The organism is Streptomyces termitum, from assembly GCF_014650175.1.
Lineage (GTDB): Bacteria > Actinomycetota > Actinomycetes > Streptomycetales > Streptomycetaceae > Streptomyces > Streptomyces termitum.
The window spans coordinates 379,521-401,224 of record NZ_BMUL01000003.1; the positions used below are offsets into that span (position 1 = coordinate 379,521).

Annotated in this window: 19 protein-coding genes; 8 read left to right on the forward strand and 11 right to left on the reverse strand. The window is 74.2% G+C overall.

Annotation, left to right across the window (positions count from 1 at the left end):
- Positions 1-125: 125 nt before the first annotated feature.
- Positions 126-776, forward strand: a complete 651-nt coding sequence (locus tag IE219_RS07880) for a hypothetical protein (protein WP_189975829.1) — start codon at positions 126-128, stop codon at positions 774-776.
- Here the strand turns inward: IE219_RS07880 and IE219_RS07885 are convergent.
- Positions 696-1,268: a cob(I)yrinic acid a,c-diamide adenosyltransferase gene (locus tag IE219_RS07885; RefSeq protein WP_189975830.1), complete on the reverse strand. Its 573-nt coding sequence runs from the start codon at positions 1,266-1,268 to the stop codon at positions 696-698. The genes IE219_RS07880 and IE219_RS07885 overlap by 81 nt on opposite strands.
- 160 nt (positions 1,269-1,428) lie before the next feature.
- Here IE219_RS07885 and IE219_RS07890 point away from each other — a divergent pair, with 160 nt between their 5' ends.
- From IE219_RS07890 to IE219_RS07900, 3 genes are all read left to right on the forward strand, one after another.
- Positions 1,429-2,277 (forward strand): 3-hydroxyacyl-CoA dehydrogenase family protein, encoded by an 849-nt coding sequence (locus tag IE219_RS07890; RefSeq protein ID WP_189975831.1) that lies wholly within the window; start codon positions 1,429-1,431, stop codon positions 2,275-2,277.
- Between the two features lie 128 nt (positions 2,278-2,405).
- Positions 2,406-2,729 carry an STAS domain-containing protein gene (locus IE219_RS07895; RefSeq protein ID WP_169086744.1) on the forward strand — a complete coding sequence of 108 codons (324 nt, stop codon included), beginning with the start codon at positions 2,406-2,408 and terminating at the stop codon, positions 2,727-2,729.
- Between the two features lie 224 nt (positions 2,730-2,953).
- Positions 2,954-5,602 carry an ATP-binding protein gene (locus IE219_RS07900; RefSeq protein ID WP_189975832.1) on the forward strand — a complete coding sequence of 883 codons (2,649 nt, stop codon included), beginning with the start codon at positions 2,954-2,956 and terminating at the stop codon, positions 5,600-5,602.
- Between the two features lie 70 nt (positions 5,603-5,672).
- On the opposite strand, the gene nucS is transcribed toward IE219_RS07900, so the two are convergent.
- A complete protein-coding gene (gene nucS / locus IE219_RS07905) occupies positions 5,673-6,344 on the reverse strand; it encodes an endonuclease NucS (protein WP_189975833.1) in 672 nt (223 codons plus the stop codon).
- A 227-nt stretch (positions 6,345-6,571) separates the two neighbouring features.
- Here nucS and IE219_RS07910 point away from each other — a divergent pair, with 227 nt between their 5' ends.
- Positions 6,572-6,964: an SCO5389 family protein gene (locus IE219_RS07910; protein WP_031006219.1), complete on the forward strand. Its 393-nt coding sequence runs from the start codon at positions 6,572-6,574 to the stop codon at positions 6,962-6,964.
- Between the two features lie 112 nt (positions 6,965-7,076).
- Here the strand turns inward: IE219_RS07910 and IE219_RS07915 are convergent, their stop codons facing one another.
- The gene (locus IE219_RS07915) at positions 7,077-8,123 is read right to left on the reverse strand and encodes an LLM class flavin-dependent oxidoreductase (protein WP_189975834.1); all 1,047 of its coding nucleotides are present in this window, start codon (positions 8,121-8,123) and stop codon (positions 7,077-7,079) included.
- A 197-nt stretch (positions 8,124-8,320) separates the two neighbouring features.
- Between IE219_RS07915 and IE219_RS07920 the strand changes: the two genes are divergently transcribed.
- Entirely contained in the window at positions 8,321-8,650 is a 330-nt protein-coding gene (locus IE219_RS07920; RefSeq protein WP_189975835.1) for an Rv1322 family protein, read from the forward strand.
- 13 nt (positions 8,651-8,663) lie between these two features.
- Here IE219_RS07920 and IE219_RS07925 read toward each other — a convergent pair whose 3' ends face one another.
- The 7 genes from IE219_RS07925 to mce all read right to left on the reverse strand — a co-directional run bounded on the left by IE219_RS07925 (position 8,664) and on the right by mce (position 18,755).
- Entirely contained in the window at positions 8,664-9,503 is an 840-nt protein-coding gene (locus IE219_RS07925; RefSeq protein WP_189975836.1) for an ABC-2 transporter permease, read from the reverse strand.
- Positions 9,500-10,666: an ABC transporter ATP-binding protein gene (locus tag IE219_RS07930; RefSeq protein WP_189975837.1), complete on the reverse strand. Its 1,167-nt coding sequence runs from the start codon at positions 10,664-10,666 to the stop codon at positions 9,500-9,502. Before IE219_RS07930 ends, IE219_RS07925 begins: the two co-directional genes overlap by 4 nt.
- Before the next feature lie 211 nt (positions 10,667-10,877).
- Entirely contained in the window at positions 10,878-11,657 is a 780-nt protein-coding gene (locus tag IE219_RS07935; protein ID WP_189975838.1) for an ABC transporter permease, read from the reverse strand.
- A 3-nt stretch (positions 11,658-11,660) separates the two neighbouring features.
- Positions 11,661-12,653, reverse strand: coding sequence for an ABC transporter ATP-binding protein (locus tag IE219_RS07940; RefSeq protein WP_189975839.1), 993 nt, complete (start codon positions 12,651-12,653; stop codon positions 11,661-11,663).
- Between the two features lie 103 nt (positions 12,654-12,756).
- Positions 12,757-13,695: a coiled-coil domain-containing protein gene (locus IE219_RS07945; protein WP_189975840.1), complete on the reverse strand. Its 939-nt coding sequence runs from the start codon at positions 13,693-13,695 to the stop codon at positions 12,757-12,759.
- A 114-nt stretch (positions 13,696-13,809) separates the two neighbouring features.
- On the reverse strand, positions 13,810-18,090 hold the full coding sequence (gene scy / locus IE219_RS07950) for a polarized growth protein Scy (protein ID WP_189975841.1): 4,281 nt from the start codon (positions 18,088-18,090) through the stop codon (positions 13,810-13,812).
- A gap of 212 nt (positions 18,091-18,302) precedes the next feature.
- Complete coding sequence (gene mce, locus IE219_RS07955; RefSeq protein ID WP_189975842.1) at positions 18,303-18,755, reverse strand: methylmalonyl-CoA epimerase; 453 nt, start codon at positions 18,753-18,755, stop codon at positions 18,303-18,305.
- Positions 18,756-18,892: 137 nt separating this feature from the next.
- On the opposite strand from mce, the gene IE219_RS07960 reads away from it, so the two are divergent.
- Both IE219_RS07960 and meaB read left to right on the forward strand, forming a co-directional pair.
- The gene (locus IE219_RS07960) at positions 18,893-20,095 is read left to right on the forward strand and encodes an acetyl-CoA C-acetyltransferase (RefSeq protein WP_189975843.1); all 1,203 of its coding nucleotides are present in this window, start codon (positions 18,893-18,895) and stop codon (positions 20,093-20,095) included.
- 50 nt (positions 20,096-20,145) lie between these two features.
- Positions 20,146-21,102 (forward strand): methylmalonyl Co-A mutase-associated GTPase MeaB, encoded by a 957-nt coding sequence (meaB, locus tag IE219_RS07965; RefSeq protein WP_189975844.1) that lies wholly within the window; start codon positions 20,146-20,148, stop codon positions 21,100-21,102.
- 54 nt (positions 21,103-21,156) lie between these two features.
- On the opposite strand, the gene IE219_RS07970 is transcribed toward meaB, so the two are convergent.
- Positions 21,157-21,633: a MarR family winged helix-turn-helix transcriptional regulator gene (locus IE219_RS07970; protein WP_189975845.1), complete on the reverse strand. Its 477-nt coding sequence runs from the start codon at positions 21,631-21,633 to the stop codon at positions 21,157-21,159.
- Between the last annotated feature and the right edge of the window lie 71 nt (positions 21,634-21,704).

A 21,704-nucleotide genomic window follows, 5' to 3' on the forward strand; every position in this document is an offset into this window, starting at 1 on the left:
ATCCCGGCGCGCCCCCGCCTCCGTCGAAGGATGTAGGCGGGTTTCGTCACCGGCGACGACGAACGGCGCCCGGCCGCGCGGGACGCTGGGAGGGACCCGCCGGGGGAAGCGAAAGGGGAAGCACCGTGATCGTCACGATGATCATCGTCTGCGAGGTGGGCTTCTGGGTCCTGCTGGCCGCCGGGCTCACCGCCCGCTATCTGCTGAGGATGCCCCGGCTCGGCGCGGGGCTGCTGCTCTGCGAGCCGCTCCTGGAGGTCCTGCTCCTCGTCGTCACCGCGATCGACCTCAAGAACGGCGCCGAGCCGAGCTGGCGGCACGGCCTCGCCGCCGTCTACATCGGCTACACCGCCGGCCACGGCCACCGCACCGTGAAGTGGCTCGACGGCCACGCCGCCCACCGCCTCGGCGGCGCCCCGCCGCCGCCCGAGCCGCCCCGCTACGGCATGGCCCGCGCCCGCCACGAGGGCGCGGTCTGGCTCGGCTCGCTGGTCGCCGGCGCGGTCGCCACCGGCCTCCTGTTCGCCGCCGTCTGGTACGTCGGTCCCGACGGCGACACCTCGGGGCTGCGCTCCACGGTCCACGTCGTCTGGCGGGCGGTCGGCATCCACGGCCTGATCGCCCTCAGCTACGCGCTCTGGCCGAAGAAGGCCCCGAAGGGCCCGGGCTCCCCGGACCCCGGCGGCGCGAAGGCGTCAGCGCTCCCCGCCCGGCACCCAGAGCACGTCCCCGACCCCGCGGTTCGCGGTCCGCGCGAGGATGAAGAGAAGGTCTGACAGCCGGTTCAGATAGGTGGCCGTCAGCGGGTTCATCGTCTCGCCGTGCGCCTCCAGGGCCGCCCAGGTGGACCGCTCGGCCCGCCGGACCACCGTGCACGCCTGGTGCAGCAGCGCCGCGCCGGGCGTGCCGCCGGGCAGGATGAACGAGCGCAGCTTCCCCAGCGGCTCCAGGAAGCGGTCGCAGTCCGCCTCCAGCCGGTCCACGTACGCCTGCTCCACCCGCAGCGGCGGGTACTCCGGCTCCGCCACCACCGGGGTGGCGAGGTCGGCGCCGACGTCGAAGAGGTCGTTCTGGACCCGGGTGAGGACCGCGGCGACCTCCTCGTCGAGGTTCCCCAGGGCGAGCGCCGTGCCGAGCACGGCGTTCGCCTCGTTCGCGTCGGCGTAGGCCGCGATCCTCAGGTCGGTCTTGGCCGTCCGGCTCATGTCGCCGAGGGCCGTCGTGCCCGTGTCGCCGGTGCGGGTGTAGATGCGCGTCAGATTGACCATGGACCCCAGCCTAGTGACGCTCCCGCCCCCGGGGCCTGTCGTGAGTGTGACGTCCGTCAAAGGGAGCGTGACGCGCGTTACTTCACGGTCACATGGCGCCTCCGGCCCGCTAATCTCCGCCGGAGAGCCAGAAGTGAACAGGTGTTAAGGGGTGGAATACGTGGCTGGGAAGCTCGCCGTCATCGGAGCCGGACTCATGGGAGCCGGCATCGCGCAGGTCTCGGCCCAGGCCGGCTGGGACGTCGTCCTGCGGGACGTCACGGACGCCGCCCTCACCCGGGGCACCGACGGCATCCGCGCCTCGTACGAGAAGTTCGTCGCGAAGGGCAGGCTGGACGCCGCCGACGCGGAGGCCGCCCTCGGCCGGATCACCGCCACCACCGACCTCGACGCCGTCGCCGACGCGGACGTCGTCGTCGAGGCCGTCTTCGAGAAGATCGAGGTCAAGCACGAGATCTTCCGCTCCCTCGACAAGATCGCCAAGGACGGCGCGGTCCTCGCCTCCAACACCTCCGCCATCCCGATCACCAAGATCGCCGCGGTGACGGAGCGCCCCGAGGCCGTCGTCGGCGTCCACTTCTTCTCGCCGGTCCCGATGATGCAGCTCGTCGAGCTGGTCCGCGGCCACAAGACCAGCGACGCCACCCTCGCCACCGCCCGCTCCTTCGCCGAGTCCGTCGGCAAGACCTGCATCGTCGTCAACCGCGACGTCGCCGGCTTCGTCACCACCCGCCTCATCTCGGCCCTCGTCGTCGAGGCGGCCAAGCTGTACGAGTCGGGCGTCGCCACCGCCGAGGACATCGACCTCGCCTGCAAGCTGGGCTTCGGCCACGCCATGGGCCCGCTCGCCACCACCGACCTCACCGGCGTCGACATCCTCGTCAACGCCGCGGGCAACATCTACGCCGAGACCCAGGACGAGAAGTTCGCGCCGCCGGAGCTGATGCGCCGGATGGTGGACGCGGGTGACATCGGCCGCAAGAGCGGGCAGGGCTTTTACACGTACTGATCTCGCCCGGCCACTCGGCCTCACTCCATGGGGTGAATTCAGGTACCTGTTCGTGAACAAGGCGCAACGTATCCGCCCGAGCGGCAGTCAGTCGTTGCGAACGACGGAGCATTTCCCGGGGAGCGACTATGCACATCAGGGGCGACCACGCCGAGCTGGTCGTCGGGGGCCGCCTCGACGTCCGGAGCGCGGCGGACGCCCGTACGGTCCTGCACACGGCCGTCGACGACGGAGTCGGCGACCTGGTGCTGGACCTGACCGGCCTCGACTCCTGGGACGCCACCGGACTCGGCGTGATCATGGGCGCCCACCGGCGGGCCGGCCGCTGCGGGCGGCGGCTCGTCCTGCGCGGGGTGCCGCCGCAGATGCAGCGGCTCCTCGTCGCCACCCGGCTGCACCGCATCCTCGCCATCGAGGGCGGCCTCGTGGTGGAGTCCCTGCCCCGCGTCTGACCGCCCGGCGGCCCCTTTCCCCAAGGTGAGCAGCCCCCCGAACGGTGGAGGCACGGTGCGAACCAGGCGGTCGTGTCCCAATCCTCACAAGACCGTGACGTCTTGGTCTCCGGGGCACCCCGCCTGTTCCCGGGCGCTCCGCTACCGTCTAGGGTTCGGTCGCCCGCACCCGACGACGGACCCACCCGGCGGGCTCCGCACCACCGCTCTTGGGGGCTTTGACCATGGACCCGATACACCGGGGGCCGGACGAGTCCGGTCACGACACCGCGGCCGAGGACGCCCGCCCCACCCACCCCGCCCTGCCCGAGCGCGCCGCCCCGGCCGCCCGCGCCCGCGTCACCCGCGTCGTCTCCGACGGCCTCCTCCTCACCGTCAACCCCGTCGACGGCAGCGAGATCGAGGCGTGCCCGCCCGGCGAGGAGCCCCCGCCCGCCCGCCGCCGCACCCCCGAGGAGCGCGCCGAGGCCGCCCGCGCCACCACCGCGCCCGTGCCGCCCGGCCCCGCCGCCCCCGAGCTGCCCCTCCTGGAGCGCGAGGCCCAGCGCGCCCGGCTCACCGAGACCCTCACCCGCGGCCGCTCCGCCCGCCTCACCGGCCCCGACGGCTCCGGCCGCACGGCCCTCCTCGACGCCGTCGCCGCCGACTGCGCCGACCTCGCCCCCGACGGCGTCGTCCGCCTCTCCGGCCACCACCGCACCAGCGGCGAACTGCTCCACGAGCTGCGCGCCGCCGTCCTGCACGACCCCCGCCACCGCCCCGGCCGCGAGGCCCTGCGCACCGCGCTCGGCACCATCGGCGCCGTGGTCGTCGTCGACGACCTGGAATTCGGCGGCACCGCCCTCGACGAGCTGCTCGCCGCCGCCCCCGAGTGCGCCTTCCTCCTCTCCGCCGCCCCCGGCGTCCCCGCCCCCTCGACCGGGGCCAGGATCGAGGAGGTCGCCCTCCCCGGCCTCGGCCGCGCCGGCTCCCTCGCCCTCCTGGAGGCCGCCGTCGGCCGCCGCCTCACCGACGAGGAGGCCAACTGGGCCGGCGACCTCTGGTTCGAGTCCGAGGGCCTGCCGCTCCGCTTCGTCCAGGCCGGCGCCCTGCTGCGGCAGCGCGACCGGCTGCGCGTCACCCCCGCCGAGTTCGACGCCTTCGGCGCCCTGGAGGAGGCGTTCGGCCCCGGCGCCGAGCCCGCCGCCGACCCCGGCCGGGAGCCCGCCGCGCCCGCCCTCGACCCGTACGAGGACCCCGACGTCGAACTGCGCGAGGTGCCGCTGCCCAGCCTCGGCGAGGGCGCCGCCCCCGCCGCGCTCCTCGCCTCCCGGCTCAGCCGCGCCGCCCAGACCACCCTCCGCTTCGCCGTCGCCCTCGGCGGCGAACTCCCGCACCACGCGCACCTCCCGGCCCTCACCGGCGACACCCACGCCGACGCCGCCCTCGGCGAGCTCCGCGCCTGCGGACTCCTCAGCCCCGTCGGTCCCCGCCACCGGCTCGCCACCGGCGTCCTCACCCAGCTCCTCGGCCACGGCTACGGCCACGACGCCACCGAGCGCGTCCGCGGCGCCGCCCAGCACTACGCCTGGTGGACCGGACACCCCTCCGTCGCCCCCGAGCGGGCCGCCGCCGAGTCCGACGCCGTCCTCGCCGTCCTCGGCGCCCTCGTCGGCGGCCTCGGCAACGGCCCCGAGGACGTCCCCGCCGCCGAGGCCGGGGACCGTACCGCCGGGACCGCCGCCGAGGACCGGGCCGTCGCCGTGGCCCTCGCCCGCGCCGCCGCCCCCGCCTTCGCCGCCGGCCTCCACTGGGGCGCCTGGGAGCGGGCCCTGCGCTCCGGGCAGGAGGCCGCCCGGCTCGCCGGGGAGGTCGCCGAGGAGGCGTACTTCCACCACGAGCTCGGCGTCCTCGCCCTCTGCGCCGGCAACCTCGCCCGCGCCCGCGCCGAACTGGAGGCGTCCATCGGGCTGCGCGGCGCCCTCGCCGACAAGCGCGGCACCGTCGCCGGCCGCCGGGCCCTCGCCCTCGTCGCCGACCTCGGCCGCGACCGGGAACCCGCCGCGCCCCCGGCCGCCGCGGAGGGGCCGCCCTCCCCGTCGCGCGGCCTGCCCGCCCTGCGCATCAGCGTCCCGGCCCCCGCCGCACCGGCCGCCGGGACACGGCCGGCCCCCGACCGGGCCGCCACCCCGGCCGGCTTCCCCGCCTTCCCGGACTTCGCCGACGAGGGCCCCACGCTCATCACCCGCCCCGAGGCCGTCCCGGCGGCCGAGAAGACCGTCGGCCTCAAGCAGCGGCTCATCGGCGGCACCCGGCGCAACCTCGCCGCCGTCGGCGCCGGCGCGCTCCTCGTCGCCGTCCTCGGCACCGTCGTCACCCTCAACGCCGTCTCCGGCGACGACGCCCCCACCTCCGGGACCGTCACCACCGACAGCACCGCCGGCCAGGGCTCCGGCACCGACCTGCCCGGCACCGATGACGGGACCCCCGCCGAGGACGCGGCGGACGCACCCGGCGGGACCGCCACGCCGACCGCCTCCGGCTCGCCCGGCCCGACGACCCCCGGCGCGACGCCGTCGGGCTCCGCGACGGACCCCTCGGCCGGCGGCTCCCCGTCGGCCACCGGGACGGGCACGCCGGACCCCTCCACCAGCGAACCGGGGGCGACCGGCACCCCGACCTCGCCGACGACCCGTCCGACCAGCCCGAAGCCGACGCCCACGAAGAGCAGCCCCACTCCCAGCACCCCGTCGCCCGATCCGACGACGGAGTCGCCCACCCCGGGCCCGACCACGGACAGCCCGTCCCCCGAACCGACGGGGACGACCCCCGGCGAGGCCCCCCTCGCGAGCGCCCCCGAGGACACCGGCACCCCCGGGGCCGAGACGACCTGAGGGACGGAACGGGGAAGGGGACGGCCGGTCGGCCGTCCCCTTCCCCGTTCTTCCGTCCGCTCCGTCCGGCTCAGAAGAGCCGCAGCTTGTCGTCCTCGATGCCGCGCAGCGCGTCGTAGTCGAGCACCACGCAGTCGATGCCCCGGTCCGTCGCCAGCACCCGCGCCTGCGGCTTGATCTCCTGCGCGGCGAAGATGCCCTTCACCGGCGCGAGGTGCGGGTCGCGGTTGAGCAGGTCCAGGTAGCGGGTCAGCTGCTCGACGCCGTCGATCTCGCCGCGCCGCTTGATCTCGACCGCCACCGTGGCGCCGTCCGAGTCCCGGCAGAGGATGTCCACCGGCCCGATCGCGGTCGGGTACTCGCGGCGGACCAGCGTCCACCCCTCGCCCAGCGTCTCGATCCGGTCGGCGAGCAGTTCCTGGAGGTGGGCCTCGACGCCGTCCTTGATCAGGCCCGGGTCCACGCCCAGCTCGTGCGAGGAGTCGTGGAGGATCTCCTCCATCGTGATGATCAGTTTCTCGCCCGCTTTGTTGATCACGGTCCAGATCGCGGTCCCGTCCTCGGCGCCCTCCTTGAGGGTGCACGGCGGAGACATCCAGTTGAGCGGTTTGTACGCCCGGTCGTCCGCGTGGATGGAGACGCTGCCGTCTGCCTTGATCAGGATCAGCCGGGGTGCGGAGGGCAGGTGGGCCGTGAGCCGGCCCGCGTAGTCCACGGAGCAACGGGCAATGACGAGACGCATGGTCGGCAACGCTACAAGACGGGCGCCCTTCTACGCGATTCGGGCACCGTCCTGAGCCGAACACCCGTCGGTTATCGGCCTGTTGTGTGCCCAATCGCCTGGTGCGGGCCGGACCGCGCGCTTACCGTGGAAGCTGGAGGTCGTCGTCCGTGCACGCTGCGTGGCGACGTCGGTCTCCGGACCTGCCCGCACAGACCCCGCTCCGCGGGGTCGCGAGAGGAGAACCCATGTCGCTCGACGTCTCACCGGCACTGTTGGAACAGGCCGAGCGAGGCGAGGTCGACGAAGCCGCCTTCGTCGACTGCGTCCGGACCTCCCTGCCCTTCGCGTGGGAGATGATCAGTTCTCTGGTGGCCCAGCTGGAGGTGGAAGGCGGAGAGTTCGCCGACAACCAGACGCCGCCGCCGAACGAGCAGGCACGTGGTCAGCTGCTGCGCGCGCTGGCGAGCGACGCGATCCGCGGCGCGCTCCAGCGGCACTTCGGTGTACGGCTGGCCTTCCAGAACTGCCACCGGGTGGCGGTCTTCCCGCTGGACCCGGCGGTGGACGAGCGGCTCGCCCGCTTCACCTCGATACGGGGGCAGCTGCTCAACCAGTCGCCGGAACTCCGCGACTGCTGAGCTCCGCCGTCGCCCGGGACCACCGGGACGTGATGCCGCCGCTCCGCGTCGCGGGAGCCGTGCCCGGTGCGTGTCGACGCGCATCGCGGTGCGGGGACGCCGGAGCGGCGGCTCACCCCGCCATCCCGTCCAGCCGGGGCAGGACCTCCGCCCCCAGCCGCCGGAGGTTCTCCTCCGTGCCGGCCAGATCGCCGGAGCCCTCGGCGAGCAGCGCGAAGCGCCGGATGCCGGTCCGCTCGGCGGTCGCCGCCAGCCGGTCCGCCGCCTGCGCGGGGGTGCCGACCGGATGCAGCGAGCAGAGCAGTTCGGTGTACGCCACCGGGTCCCGCATCACCCGGTGCCGGCCGTCCACCGTCACGTGCGCGTCCAGCCCCTGCCGCAGCCAGCCCGGCATCGCCTTCACCAGCGTCTCGGCCGCCTCCGCGCCCCGGTCCGCGAGCTGCACCACGCCCGCCGAGACGTGCCCGGCGCCGATCCGCGCGACCTCGTCCGGATCCCGCCCGGCCTCCCGCGCCCAGCGCGCCCAGGCCGCGACCGCCTCCGCCTTCTCCTCGTCCCCGCAGTGCATCCCGAGCAGCATCGGCAGTCCGCGCTCGGCCGCCAGCCGCACGGTCTTCGGCGAGGTGCAGGCGACGACCACCTCCGGCGCGGGGGAGCCGCCGAGCAGCTCCCCGGACCGGGGCACCACCGGCACCTCCCGGAAGGAGAAGCGCTCCCCGTCGGCCCCCACCCGGGACTCGGTGAGCCAGCGCAGCAGCAGGTCGAGCGCCTCCGGGAAGCCGCGCTCGTACGCCTCCAGACCGGCGCCGAAGACCTCCAGGTCCACCCACGGCCCGCCGCGGCCCACCCCGAGGGTGAACCTGCCGCCCGACGCGATGTGCAGCAGTGCCGCCTGCTCGCCGAGGGCGACCGGGTGGACGGTCGGCAGGACGCTGACGGCGGTGCCCACCCGCAGCCGCCGGGTGCGCCCGAGCAGCAGCGCCGCCAGCGTCACCGCCGACGGGCAGACCCCGTACGGCACGAAGTGGTGCTCGGCCAGCCAGACCGCGTCCAGCCCCGCCTCCTCGGCCACCTCGGCGGTCCGCACCGCGCGGTGCAGCGCCTCCCCCTGCCCCTGGCCCGGAAACTGAGCCGCCAGAACGAACGTTCCCACGCGCATCGTCTTCTGCCTCCTCGCGGCCGACACGTTCTGTCCCCGTACCGGCAACAACGCCTGACACGTGCCAAAGGCAACGGCTACGACGCGAAAATCTTGCGATTTTCGGCCCGGAGGGGCGGACCGGGGCCCCGGGCACCAGGTCGCGGCCCGTACGCTGGAGGGAACGTTCCGTGCTCCCCGACCCTGTGAGGTGTGCCGTGTCCCCGCGCCACAACCGCGCCCGCCGCGGCGCCAGGCCCGACGAGCAGGACGACGACCGGGCCGACCGGTACGGCGGCGCGCAGCGCACCGAGTCCTGGCAGGGCGAGGAGTGGTACGTCCGCCTGGTCGCGGGCGCCAGCTCCCCCGGCAAGCGCTACCGCTGCCCCGGCTGCGACCAGGAGATCCCGGCCGGCGCCCCGCACGTCGTCGCCTGGCCCGAGTACGGCGGCGTCGACGACCGCCGCCACTGGCACAAGGCGTGCTGGAACGCGAAGGACCGCCGCACCTCCCGGGTGCAGCGGTCCCGCAACGCGCCGAAGTACTGAGGCGGTCCGGGGCTCAGACGTCCCGGTTGTTCAGCAGCGCGTACGCGCCGCCGACCCCCACCACGGCCACGCCCACCAGGATGAACAGCGCCTCCCAGCCGGCCGGACCGCTCTCCGTGAACGGCGGGCGGTCGCTGTACAGGGCGATCATCTGCGAGGGCAGCGAGTAGGTGAACAGCGCCTCCTGAAGCCCCTTCAGCGCCGGCGCGAACATGAACAGCGCCGCCACCAGCGGCAGCAGCAGCAGGCCGATCATCACCGTGATCGCCCCGGCCGAGTGCCGCACCAGCGCGCCGATCGCCATCGACAGCAGCCCGAGGACCGCCAGGAACAGGGCCGTGCCGACCGTCGCCCGCGCCCACTCCGCGGCCGTCGGCTCCGCCGCCTCCACCATCGCGACCTGCGCCGTCGCCACCGCGAACGAGACGATTAGGGTCACGGTGAAGACCAGCAGGAAGAAGACGACCGCCTTCGCCGTCAGCACCCGGGACCGGCTCGGGCACGCCGTCAGGGTGGTCCTGATCATCCCCGTGCCGTACTCCGAGGAGATCGTCAGCACGCCCAGCGTGATCACGCAGATCGACGCCGGCAGCATCCCGAAGAAGCCCAGCGGCAGCGCCGACTCCTCGCCCATGTTCCCGCCCTGGCCGGAGGCGATCGCGGCCACGCCCAGCCCGATGAGCAGCATCAGCACCACCATCGTGCCCAGCGTCCACACCGTCGAGCGGACCGAGCGGATCTTCGTCCACTCCGAGGCGAGCGCGTCGCCGAGGTGCGCCCGGCGGACCGGGATGGGGGAGACGTAGCCGTACGACGGGGGCGGCGTGGGGGCCGGGGGGAGCGGGGCGGTCATCGGGCGTCCTCGGTGGTGTCGCTCGGGGCGGCCGGGGGCTGCGGGGCGGCGTACGGGTTCGGCCCGGCCGGGGCCTGGCCGTACGGGTTCGGTCCGGGCGGGTTCTGCCCGGGCGGCGGCGGGGCGTACCAGCCGCCCTGCCCCGGCGCGTCCGGCGCGACGGGCGGCTGCGGCATCCCGTGCCCCGGCATCCCGTACCCCGGCTGCCCGGGCTGCGGCGGGGCCTGGAGGTGGGCCAGCTTGTCGTCGGTGGAGCGGTAGTCCACCGCGCCCTGGGTCAGGCGCATGTACGCCTCCTCCAGCGACGCCTGGTGCGGGGAGAGCTCCCAGAGGCGGACGTCCGCCCCGTGCGCCAGGTCGCTGATCCGGGGCAGCGGCAGGCCGGTGACCCGCAGCGCCCCGTCCGGCTCGGAGAGCACCTGCCCGCCGGCCTCGGTGAGCACCCCGGACAGCTTCTCCCGCAGGCCCGGCTCGGTCTCCGGGGTCCGCACCCGGGCGAAGTCCGCCGAGTTGGCCGAGATGAACTGCTTCACCGGCATGTCGGAGAGCAGCTGCCCCCGGCCGATCACGATGAGGTGGTCCGCCGTCAGCGCCATCTCGCTCATCAGGTGGCTGGAGACGAAGACTGTGCGGCCCTCGGCGGCCAGCTTCTTCATCAGGTTCCGCACCCAGAGGATGCCCTCCGGGTCCAGGCCGTTGACCGGCTCGTCGAAGAGGAGCACCTGGGGGTCGCCCAGCAGGGCCGCCGCGATGCCGAGCCGCTGGCCCATGCCGAGCGAGAAGCCCTTGGAGCGGCGCTTCGCCACGTCCTGGAGACCGACCACGCCGAGCACCTCGTCCACCCGGCGGGCCGGGATGCCGGCCAGCTGGGCCAGCGACAGGAGGTGGTTGCGGGCGCTGCGGCCGCCGTGCACGGCCTTGGCGTCGAGCAGGGCGCCGACCTGGCGGGGCGCGTTCGGCAGCTGCCGGAAGGGGTGGCCGCCGATCGTCACGCGCCCGGCCGTCGGCCGGTCCAGGCCCAGGATCATGCGCATGGTGGTCGACTTGCCGGAGCCGTTCGGTCCCAGGAAGCCGGTGACGACCCCCGGCCTCACCTGGAAGGAAAGGTTGTACACGGCCGTCTTCGCGCCGTAGCGCTTGGTCAGGCCGACTGCCTCGATCATTCTCCAGCCCCATCGACAGGTCGGTGGTGTGCGATCGGGGCACGACGGCGCGCGGCCGGAAGGACCCCCGTACGAGTCAGGAGCTTAACCAGCCGTTGACGGTTCCCGCTCCGGGGAAGCGAGACCGAAGCGAAACCTCAGGGAGAAATCCGGGACGCCCCGGCCCCGCGTCGGGGTCCGGGGCGTCCGGGCGGCAGGGGCCGGGGCCCGCTCAGGCGTCCCGGCGCTTCAGCACCAGGTAGCCGCCGAGCAGCGAGGCCACCACCCAGACCAGCATGATCCCGAGCCCGCCCCACGGCCCGTACGGCGCCTTGTCCGAGCCCATCGCGTCCGGCACCACCTGCATGATCTTCGCGCCGGCCTGGTCGGGGAAGTACCGGGCGACCTCCTTCGCCTTCGGCACCGCCGACAGGATCTGCGAGATCAGGAAGAAGAACGGCACCAGGATGCCGAGCGACAGCATCGAGGAGCGCAGCATCGCCGCCACGCCCATCGAGAAGATCGCGATCAGGCCCATGTAGAGCCCGCCGCCCACCACCGCCCGCAGCACGTTGTCCGCGCCGATCGTGGTCCGGTGCTCGCCGAGCAGCGCCTGCCCGAGGAAGAACGACAGGAAGCTCGTCACCAGGCCGACGCCCAGGGCCAGCGCCCCGGCCACCGCGACCTTGGAGAAGAGGAAGGTGGCCCGCTGCGGCACCGCCGCCAGCGAGGTGCGGATCATGCCCGAGGAGTACTCGGTGCCCACCACCAGCACCCCGAACACCACCATCGCCAGCTGCCCCAGCACCATCCCGGAGAAGCTGACGAAGGTCGGGTCGAAGGTGGCCCGCTCGACCTCGCCCAGATCGTTGAAGGTCGACTTCAGGACCGCCGACAGCGCCGCGCCCATCGCCACCGTCACGATCAGCGCGCACGCCAGGGTCCAGACCGTCGACGAGACCGTCCGGATCTTGGTCCACTCGGACCGGAGGACCGCCGGTACCGCTGCCATCGCTCAGAGCTCCTCGGTGGTCGGGCCGCCGGCCCGCGCGCCCCACTGGGGGCCGGGCGGGGCGGCGGGCGGAGCGCCGGGGTCACCGGCGCCGCCGTGCGCGTGGTACTCCACCGCGCCGGCCGTCATCTGCATGAACGCCTCCTCCAGGGAGGCCTGCTGGGCGCTCAGTTCGTGCAGCACCAGCTGGTGGGCGGCGGCCAGTTCGCCGAGCGCCTCGGTGGTCGTCCCGTCGATCTCCAGGGTTCCGTTCCCGGACTCGACGGCGACGAAGCCGTTCTCGTGGAGCACGTCGAGCAGCCGTTCCCGCTGCGGGGACCGGAGCCGTACGAAACTCCGGGAATTCTGCCGGATGAAATCCGCCATCGACGTGTCGGCCAGCAGCTTTCCCTGCCCGATGACGATCAGATGATCTGCCGTCAGCGCCATTTCACTCATCAGATGGCTGGAAACGAAGATCGTCCGCCCTTCGGAGGCGAGCGCCTTCATCAGATTGCGGATCCAGTGAATTCCCTCGGGGTCCAGACCATTGACGGGTTCGTCGAACATCAGGATCTCGGGATCGCCCAGCAGCGCCGACGCGATGCCGAGCCGCTGCCCCATGCCGAGCGAGAAGCCCTTCGACTTCTTCCGCGCCACCGCCGTCAGACCCACCAGGTCCAGCACCTCGCCCACCCGGCGCTCCGGGATCCGGTTCGACTGCGCCAGGCAGAGCAGGTTGTTGTACGCGGACCGGCCGCCGTGCATCGCCTTCGCGTCCAGCAGCGCCCCGATGTACTTCAGCGGCTCGTCCAGCTCCCGGTAGTGCCGCCCGTCGATCCGGACCGTCCCGCTCGTCGGGTTGTCCAGGTCCAGCATCATCCGCATCGTCGTCGACTTGCCCGCCCCGTTGGGCCCCAGGAAGCCGGTGATCATACCCGGCCGCACCTGGAAGGAGAGGTGATCGACCGCCGTCTTCGTCCCGTACCGCTTCGTCAGCCCCTCAAGCTCGATCATGCGTACCAAGTTAAGGGCGCGCGAAACCCCCCGCCACCGGAGTGACGGGGGGTTCGGAGGATCGGACGAGAGGCACGGGGGAGTCCTCCCGGCCGCGCCCGGCTCAGCGGGTCTGCTGCGCCGGGACGCCCGCGCCGCGCTCCTCGTCGAGCGGGGAGCCGGCCGCCGCCACCGCGGCACCGGTCAGCGTCGCCAGCATCTCACGGACGTTGGTCAGCTGCGCGTTGATCGAGTCGCGGCGGTTGGTCAGCGCCGCCAGCTCGCGCTCCGATTCCGAACGGATCCGGTCGGCCTTGGCGTTCGCGTCGGCCACGATGTCCTCGGCCTGGCGCTGCGCGGTCTCCACCGTCTGGCGGGCCCGGCGCTCGGCGTCCGTGCGGAGCTTCTCGGCCTCCAGGCGGAGCTGCTCGGCGCGGTGCTCGATCTCGGCCAGGCGCTTCTCGGCCTTGGCCTGACGGGAGGCCAGGTCGCGCTCGGACTGCTCGCGGCGCTTGGCCAGGTTGGTCTCGAAGTCCGCGGCGGCCTGGGCGGCCTTGGCGCGGGTCTCCTCGAAGAGGGCGTCCGCCTCCTCGCGCTTCGACTGCGCGTCCTTCTGCGCCTCGGCCCGCAGCGTGTTGGCCTCGCCCTGCGCCTTCTCGACGATCCGGACGCCCTCGTCCTCGGCCTTCGCCTTGCGGTCCGCCGCGAACGACTCCGCGTCGTTGCGCACCTGCTGGGCGGCCGACTCGGCCAGCTCGCGGTGCTGCTCGGCGGCGCGGCGGGCCTCCTCGCGCAGGTCCTTCGCCTCCTCCTCGGCCAGGCGGAGGATCTTCTCGACGCGGGCGCCGAGACCGGCGTACGACGGCTCGGCGTCGGTCACCTGTGCCTGGGCGTTCTGCGTTTCGAGGTGGAGTTCCTCGATGCGCTTCTCCAGAGAGGTGATCCGGCCCAGCGCGCTGTCACGGTCGGCGACGAGCTTGGTAATGCGGTCGTCCACCTGACCGCGGTCGTAACCGCGCCGCACGAGCTCGAAGCCGAAGGGGGAGGAGTGGTCGCTGCTCATGGAGTTCCTGTCGAATGAGACCGGTGAGGTGATAGAAGGAATCCTAGGGGCCGAAGCGGCGTGTCATCGAGCGTATGCCCGTTTGATCTGGAGAATGTCCAACCTTTTGAGTGGCTAGCCGTCCTGGGACTTGCCACCCGAACGAGTGGAACCCGCGGAAGCGCTCGCCTTCGCGCCCCCGCCCGGGGTCTCGAAGGACTCCAGCGCCTCCAGGACGTCCTGGACGCGCGAGATCTCCGCGTTGATGTCCGTACGGCGCCGGGTCAGGAGCTCCAGCTCGCGCCGGCCCTCCTCGACCAGCCGCTCCGCCTCGGCCTCCGCCTCCGCCTTGATCCGCTCGGCCTCGGCCACCAGCGAGTTCTTCTTCTGCGAGGCCTCCTTCAGGAGCGTGTCCGCCTTCCGCACGGCCGCGATCCGGACCTTGCTCGCCTCCGAACTCGCCTCCGAGAGCATCTCCTTGGCCTTCTCCTCGGCCTCGGCCCGCTGCTCCTCCGCGGCCTTCACCAGCTTGTCGACCCGCTCGCCGGCCGTCTTCATCTGCTCGGCCGACTCGCGCCGCGCCCGCTCGTGCAGCTCCTCGATCTCGCCCTCGATCCGGGCCCGCAGCTCCTCGGCCCGCTCCCTTATGGCGGTCGCGTCCTGCCGCGTGCCGACCAGCAGCTCGTCGGCGTCGGTCCGCGCCCTCTCGACCAGCGCGTTGCCCTCCACGGTCGCCTCGGCGACGATCCGCTCCGCCTCCTTGCGGGCCGCGCCGACCATCGTGTCCGCCTGGCTCTCCGCCTCGGTGGTGGCGCGCAGCGCCTCCTCCTGGGCCTTCGCCATCAGCTGGTCGGCCTGCCCCGCCGCGTCCGCGCGCTTCTTCGCCCCGGCCTCGCGGGCCTCGTCCAGCGTCCGGTCCGCCTCCTCGCGGGCCTCCGAGCGCATCCGCTCGGCCGCCTCCTCGGCCTCCTGCCGGATCCGCGCCGCGTCGGCACGGGCCTGCCCGGCGTCCTGCCGGGCCGCCTCCAGCGCCTCGGCGCCCTCGGTCCGCAGCCGCTCGGCCTCGCCGGCCGCGTCGGCCACCGTCCGCTCGGCCTCGGTCCGCGCGTCGGCGGTCACCGAGTCGGCCAGCTCCACCGCCTCGTCGGTGATCCGGCCGGACTCCGCGTTCGCCTCGGCGACCAGCGCGTCGGCCTGCTCGGCCGCGTCCTGACGGCGCTTGTCGGCCGCCTGCCGGGCCTCGTCGAGGATCTGCTCGGCGTCCGCGAGCGCGGTGGTCCGCAGCGCCTGCGCGTGCGCCTCGCCGTCGGTGCGCACCTGCTCGGCCTCGCTCCGCAGCCGCGCCGCGTCCCGCTCGGTCGTCTCGCGCAGCACGGCCGCCTCGGCCGCGATCCGCTCGGCCTCCGCCGTCGCCTCGCCGACCAGGGTGTCCGCCTGCTCGGCGGCGTCCGAGCGCCGCTTGTCGGCGGCCTCCCGCGCCTCGTCGAGGACCCGCGCGGCCTGTGCGCCGATCCGCTCGGCCTCCGCCGTCGCCTCGCCGACCAGGGTGTCCGCCTGCTCGGCGGCGTCCGAGCGCCGCTTGTCGGCGGCCTCCCGGGCCTCGTCCAGGACCAGCGCCGCCTCGGCGGCGATCCGCTCGGCCTCGTCCCGGGCCCCGCCGACCACGCCCTCCGCCTTCTCGGCGGCCTCCGACCGGATCCGGTTGGCGTCGTCCCGGGCGTCCGCCCGGGTGCGGGCCGCGTCCTGCTCGGCCGAGGCCAGCGCGTCCGTCGCCTCGGTCCGCACCCGCTGCGCGTACTCGGCGGTGTCGGTACGGAGCTTCTCCGCCTCCGCGAGGGCGTCCCCGACGGTCCGCTCGGCCAGCGCCTTCGCCGCCTCGGACTCCTCCTGGGCCCGGGCCCGGGTGCGGGCCGCGTCCTCGGAGGCCCGCTCCCGCTCCTCGTACGCGTCGGCGCGGACCCGGTCCGCCTCCTCCCGCGCCTCGGTGCGGGTCCGCTCGGCCGCGTGCTCGGCGGCCGACCGCAGCCCGGCGATCTCCTCCTCGGCCTGCTCGCGCAGACCCGCGACCGCGTCGCGGACCTCCTGCGCGGTCTGCTCGGCGGCGGTGACCATCTCGGTCGCCCGCGCGTCGGCCTCCTCGACCAGCCGCTGCGCCTCGGCCTGCGCGTCCTCCACCCGCTTGCGGGCGGCGGCCAGCAGCTCCTCGGACTGCTCGCGGGCCAGCTCGCGCTCCCGGCCGGCCTCGGAACGGGCCGACTCCAGCGTCTCCTCGGCCTCCCGGCGCCGCCGGTTGGCCTCCTCGCGGGCGGCGGCCAGCGCCTCCGCGGCCTCGGCGGCGATCCGCTCGGCCGCCGCGGCGGCCTCGGCCCGCACCCGGTCGGCCGTCTCCTGGGCCTCCGACCGCAGCCGCTCGGCCTCGGTCTCCGCCTCGCCGGTCAGCCGCTGCGCGGTCGCCTCGGCCTCGGCGCGGGCCGCGGCGGCGTCGCCGGCGGCCTCCGACCGCAGCCGCTCGGCCTCGGTCTCGGCCTGCTCGCTCAGCGTACGGATGCGCTCGGCGCCCTCCGAGCGCAGCCGCTCGGCCTCCTCGGCGGCCTCCCGGCGGATCCGCTCGCCCTCGGCGCGCGCGTCGGTCAGCTCCTGCCCGGCCGCCGCCACCTTCGTCTCGGCGTCGGTGTGCAGCCGGGCCAGCTCCTCGGCGGCCTCGGCCCGGCGCGCCCCGGCGGCCCGCTCGGCCTCCGCGCGCAGCTCGGCGGCGGCCTTCGCGGCGGCCTCCCGGACCTCCTCGGCCTGCTCCTCGGCCTCGCCGCGCAGCCGCTCGGCCTCCGCGCGGGTCCGCTCCAGGGTCTCCTCGGCCTGGGTCCGGAGCGTCTGGGCGCGCTCCATCGCCTCGGACTTGACCCGCTCGCTCTCCGCGCCCGCGTTGCCCCGCAGCTCGTCGGCGTCGGCCTTGGCCTTGGAGAGCAGCTCCTCGGCGGTCTTGGCCGCCTCCTCGATCTGCTGGACGGCCTCGCGGCGGGCCTCGCCGCGGATCCGCTCGCCCTCGGCGACGGCCTCGGCGCGCAGCTGCTCGGCCTCGCCGCGCAGCCGCCGGGCCTCCTCCTGGAGCTCGACCGTCTTGGCCCGGTACTCCTTGGTGTCGTCCTTCGCCGAACCGAGCAGCTCGTCGGCCTGCTCCTCGGCGCGGGACCGCAGCCGGTCGGCCTCGGTCTCGGCCTCGCGGCGGATCCGCTCGGCCTCCTCGGCGGCCTTGCGGGTGGTCTCGGAGGCGTCCTCGGACGCCTTGCTGAGGATCTCCTCGGCGCCGCGGGCGGCCTTGGCCAGCGCGGCGGCGGAGTCCTCGGCGGCGGTGGTGCGGGCCTTCTCGGAGGCTTCGGAGACCAGCTTCTCGGCGTGGGCGGTCGCCTCGCGGAGCTTCTCCTCGGCCTCGGACCGCAGGGCCTCCGCCTTCTCGGTGGCCTCGCCGACCAGCCGGGCGATCTCGGCCTTGGCGGTGCGCGTGCGCTGCTCGTTGACCGAGTCGGCGGAGGACAGCGTCTTCGCCGCGGACTCCTTGGCCTCGGTGAGGGCCTTGTCGGCCTCGGCGCGGGCCTGCCGGAGCCGCTCCTCGGCCTCCTGCATGCGCTGCTCGGCGGCGCGGGAGAGCTCGGTGGCCTGGCGCCGGGCCTGGTCGGTCTCGGCGACGGCGGCGGTACGGAGCTGCTCGGCGTGGCCGGTGGCCTCCTGGGCCTGGGTGGAGGCGGCGGTCATCATCCGCTCGGCGTCCTTGCGGGCGCGCAGCAGAATCGCTTCGGCCTCGGCGCGGGCGGACTCCGCCTCGGCGCCGACGCGGCGGCCGGTCTCCTCGCTGAGCCGGGTGGCCTCGGCGCGGGCGGCGGTGAGCGACTGCTCGGCCTCGGCGCGGGCCTCGTCCATCAGCCGGCGGGCCTGCGCCTCGGTGCGGGCGCGCAGCTGCTCGGCCCAGGCCACGTTCTCGTTGACGTGGGCCTCGACGGTCTGGCGGCGCTCGTTCAGCTCCTGGTCGAGCTGCTGGCGGCGCTGGACGGCCTCGTTGTGCAGCTCGGCCTGGAGGCGCGCCTGGTGCTCGGCGTGCTCCTGGAGGATGCGCTGGGTCTGCGCCCGCGCCTCCCGCAGTTCGCGCTCGGCGTCCTGGCGGAGCTGTTCGGCCTGCGCCTGGGCGTTCCGCAGCAACTGCTCGGCCTGGTAGCCGATGTCGGCGCTGTCGTAGGCGGGACGGGACGCGATGGTGCGCCGCGCCTCGTGGAGCTTGGCACGCAAGACCTCGACCTGGTAGCCGAGGTCCTCGGCGTGCTGAACGGCCTTCTCCCGCTCTTTCCTCAGCCGGTCCATCTCGGCCTCGAACCGCGAGAGATGGTCCTCTTCAGCTCGGTGGCTCTCCTGGCGTTCGTAGCCCCGCACCGCGCGGTCCATCCTTCCCCGAGCTCCGGGAGCGGGGGAGCCCCCAACCCTGGTCGCAACGTTCCGACGAGCACCGTTCACCGGAAGAACGGCCCCCCGGGGAATCGTGGCAGATCGGACGACCCCGACATCCCGACTTCGACGCCACGCGCAGCGGCCCCGACCGGCCCCGGCCCGGAGCCGCCCACTCTACCGGGCCGGGAATACGGAGGTCAGTGCTCCGCCGAGGAGGGGTCCGCGGAGGGCGGTGCCGAGGTGACCAGTTCGGTGAGGACGCCGTGGCAGTCCTTGGGGTGGAGGAAGGTGATCCGGGAGCCCATGGAGCCGGTCCTGGGCTCGTCGTAGAGGACCCGGACGCCCTTGCCGCGGACGGCCTCGGCGTCCCCGTCGACGTCGGCGGTGCCGAAGGCGATGTGGTGCACGCCCTCGCCGTTCTTGGCCAGCCACTTGCCGACCGCGGAGTCCTCCCGGGTGGGCTCCAGGAGCTGGAGGTAGGAGGCGCCGCCGTCGTCGGTGCCGTTGATCCGCAGCATGGCCTCGCGGACGCCCTGCTCCTCGTTGACCTCGGAGTGGTACACCTCGAAGCCGTACGTGGCACGGTAGAACTCGACGGTCCTGTCCAGGTCGAAGCAGGCGATCCCGATGTGGTCGATACGCGTCAGCATGGCTCCAGTGCACCCCCGCCGGGATGGTTACGCAACGTGCGCGCCGTCACACCGGCGGGCCGGTGACCCGGCGCCGCACCGCTCAGTACATTGGCGGTAAACCCTCGTTCACTCCTCATCCCAAGGGGCCGTGCCTCATGTCTGGAACGACCGGTACCACCTCAGTGATCGTCGCGGGCGCCCGCACGCCCATGGGCCGTCTGCTCGGCTCCCTCAAGGGCTTCTCCGGCGCCGACCTCGGCGGCTTCGCCATCAAGGCGGCCCTGGAGCGGGCCGGGGTCTCCGGCGACCAGGTGCAGTACGTGATCATGGGCCAGGTGCTCCAGGCGGGCGCCGGGCAGATCCCCGCCCGCCAGGCCGCGGTCAAGGCCGGCATCCCGATGAGCGTCCCCGCGCTCACGGTCAACAAGGTGTGCCTGTCCGGTCTGGACGCCATCGCGCTGGCCGACCAGCTGATCCGCGCGGGCGAGTTCGAGATCGTCGTCGCGGGCGGCCAGGAGTCGATGACCAACGCCCCGCACCTGCTCCCGAAGTCCCGCGAGGGCCACAAGTACGGCGCGATCGAGATGCTCGACGCGATGGCGTACGACGGCCTGACCGACTCCTTCGAGGGCATCGCCATGGGCGAGTCGACCGAGAAGCACAACACCCGCCTCGGCATCGACCGCGCCTCGCAGGACGAGATCGCCGCCCTGTCGCACCAGCGGGCCGCCGCCGCGCAGAAGAACGGCGTCTTCGAGGCCGAGATCGCCCCGGTCGAGATCCCGCAGCGCAAGGGCGACCCGGTGGTCTTCGCGCAGGACGAGGGCATCCGCGCCGAGACCACCGTCGAGTCCCTCGGCAAGCTCCGCCCGGCCTTCGCCAAGGACGGCACGATCACCGCGGGCACCTCCTCGCAGATCTCCGACGGCGCCGCCGCGGTGGTCGTGATGAGCAGGGCCAAGGCGGAGGAGCTGGGCCTGGAGTGGATCGCCGAGATCGGCGCCCACGGCAACGTGGCCGGTCCGGACAACTCCCTCCAGTCGCAGCCCTCGAACGCGATCCTGCACGCCCTCGGCAAGGAGGGCCTGTCCGTCGGGGACCTCGACCTCATCGAGATCAACGAGGCGTTCGCCGCGGTCGCCGTGCAGTCGATGAAGGACCTCGGGGTGTCCCCGGAAAAGGTGAACGTGAACGGCGGCGCCATCGCGCTGGGCCACCCGATCGGCATGTCCGGCGCCCGTCTGGTGCTGCACCTGGCCCTGGAGCTCGGGCGGCGCGGCGGCGGCGTCGGCGCGGCGGCCCTGTGCGGCGGCGGCGGCCAGGGCGACGCCCTGATCGTCAAGGTCCCCGGCAAGTAGTCCAGCGAGCGGGCGTCCGGCGGGCGGTCCCGGCACGAGGAGCAGCGCACATGGTGGACGTCCCCGCACTGGTCGCCCAGGCACGGGAGGGCCGGCCGCGGGCCGTGGCCCGGCTGATCTCGCTGGTGGAGGGGGCGTCGCCGCAGCTGCGCGAGGTGATGGCGGAGCTGGCCCCGCTGACCGGCGGCGCCTATGTGGTGGGCCTGACCGGTTCGCCGGGGGTCGGCAAGTCGACCTCGACCTCGGCGCTGGTGACCGCGTACCGCCGGGCGGGGAAGCGGGTCGGCGTCCTCGCCGTCGACCCGTCCTCGCCGTTCAGCGGCGGCGCGCTCCTGGGCGACCGGGTGCGGATGGCGGACCACGCCTCCGACCCGGGCGTCTACATCCGCTCGATGGCCACCCGCGGCCACCTCGGCGGGCTGGCCCGGTCGGCGCCGCAGGCGATCCGGGTGCTCGACGCGGCCGGCTGCGAGGTGGTGCTGGTGGAGACCGTGGGAGTCGGCCAGTCCGAGGTGGAGATCGCGGGCCAGGCCGACACCTCGGTGGTGCTGCTGGCGCCGGGCATGGGCGACGGGATCCAGGCCGCGAAGGCGGGCATCCTGGAGATCGGCGACGTGTACGTGGTCAACAAGGCCGACCGGGACGGCGCCGAGGCCACCGCCCGGGAGCTGAACCACATGCTGGGCCTGGGCGAGGCCCGCGCGCCGGGCGACTGGCGGCCGCCGATCGTGAAGACGGTGGCCTCGCGCGGCGAGGGCGTCGAGGAGCTCGTCGAGGCCCTGGAGAAGCACCGGGCCTGGGCCGCGGAGCACGGGGTCCTGGCGGAGCGCCGCCGGGACCGGGCGGCCCGCGAGGTGGAGACCATCGCCCTCACGGCGCTGCGCGGCCGGATCGGCGGGCTGCCGGGGGACCGGCGGCTGGACGCGCTGGCCGAGCGGATCACGGCCGGGGCGCTGGATCCGTACGCGGCGGCCGACGAGCTGCTGGCGGGGCTGACCGCCGGCTGAGCCGAAACGCGTGGGGGCCCGGACACCGTCCGGGCCCCCACGCACTTCGTCAGGTCACGGCTTGCCGCGCTTGCCGCGCAGCCGTTCGGCGACGGGCTTGAGCGAGGCGTGGAGGTCGTCGAGGGCCTCGGGGGTGAGCCGGTCGATGAAGTGGTCGCGGACCGACTCCACGTGGTGCGGGGCGACCTGGCGCATGGTCGCCATGCCCTGGTCGGTGAGGACGGCGTAGAGGCCGCGCCGGTCGGACTCGCAGTTCGCGCGCTGGACCAGCCCGGCGTTCTCCATGCGGGTGATCTGGTGGGAGAGGCGGCTCTTGGACTGGAGGGTGGCGGTGGCGAGGTCGCTCATCCGCAGCCTGCGCTCGGGGGACTCGGAGAGGTTGACGAGGATCTCGTAGTCGTTCATCGTCAGACCGAAGGGCTGGAGGTCCCGTTCCAGCTGGTGCGTGAGCATCCTCTGGACGTCGAGGAAGGTGCGCCAGGCGCACTGTTCGGTGTCGGTGAGCCAGGGGGTGGCCGTCTCGGTCTCCATAAGTGGATTCTACCTAAGAAGTTGAATTCTTGACGAAATCTGCGGGGTGACGCACGGCACCCGGCGACCGC

Excerpts from the sequence above, each read along its gene's own strand:
- IE219_RS07885 (WP_189975830.1), bottom strand. The coding sequence starts at position 1,268 with ATGGTCAATCTGACGCGCATCTACACCCGCACCGGCGACACGGGCACG.
- IE219_RS07895 (WP_169086744.1), top strand. The coding sequence starts at position 2,406 with ATGCACATCAGGGGCGACCACGCCGAGCTGGTCGTCGGGGGCCGCCTC.
- IE219_RS07900 (WP_189975832.1), top strand. The coding sequence starts at position 2,954 with ATGGACCCGATACACCGGGGGCCGGACGAGTCCGGTCACGACACCGCG.
- nucS (WP_189975833.1), bottom strand. The coding sequence starts at position 6,344 with ATGCGTCTCGTCATTGCCCGTTGCTCCGTGGACTACGCGGGCCGGCTC.
- IE219_RS07910 (WP_031006219.1), top strand. The coding sequence starts at position 6,572 with ATGTCGCTCGACGTCTCACCGGCACTGTTGGAACAGGCCGAGCGAGGC.
- IE219_RS07915 (WP_189975834.1), bottom strand. The coding sequence starts at position 8,123 with ATGCGCGTGGGAACGTTCGTTCTGGCGGCTCAGTTTCCGGGCCAGGGG.
- IE219_RS07925 (WP_189975836.1), bottom strand. The coding sequence starts at position 9,503 with ATGACCGCCCCGCTCCCCCCGGCCCCCACGCCGCCCCCGTCGTACGGC.
- IE219_RS07930 (WP_189975837.1), bottom strand. The coding sequence starts at position 10,666 with ATGATCGAGGCAGTCGGCCTGACCAAGCGCTACGGCGCGAAGACGGCC.
- IE219_RS07935 (WP_189975838.1), bottom strand. The coding sequence starts at position 11,657 with ATGGCAGCGGTACCGGCGGTCCTCCGGTCCGAGTGGACCAAGATCCGG.
- IE219_RS07940 (WP_189975839.1), bottom strand. The coding sequence starts at position 12,653 with ATGATCGAGCTTGAGGGGCTGACGAAGCGGTACGGGACGAAGACGGCG.
- IE219_RS07945 (WP_189975840.1), bottom strand. The coding sequence starts at position 13,695 with ATGAGCAGCGACCACTCCTCCCCCTTCGGCTTCGAGCTCGTGCGGCGC.
- mce (WP_189975842.1), bottom strand. The coding sequence starts at position 18,755 with ATGCTGACGCGTATCGACCACATCGGGATCGCCTGCTTCGACCTGGAC.
- IE219_RS07960 (WP_189975843.1), top strand. The coding sequence starts at position 18,893 with ATGTCTGGAACGACCGGTACCACCTCAGTGATCGTCGCGGGCGCCCGC.
- meaB (WP_189975844.1), top strand. The coding sequence starts at position 20,146 with ATGGTGGACGTCCCCGCACTGGTCGCCCAGGCACGGGAGGGCCGGCCG.
- IE219_RS07970 (WP_189975845.1), bottom strand. The coding sequence starts at position 21,633 with ATGGAGACCGAGACGGCCACCCCCTGGCTCACCGACACCGAACAGTGC.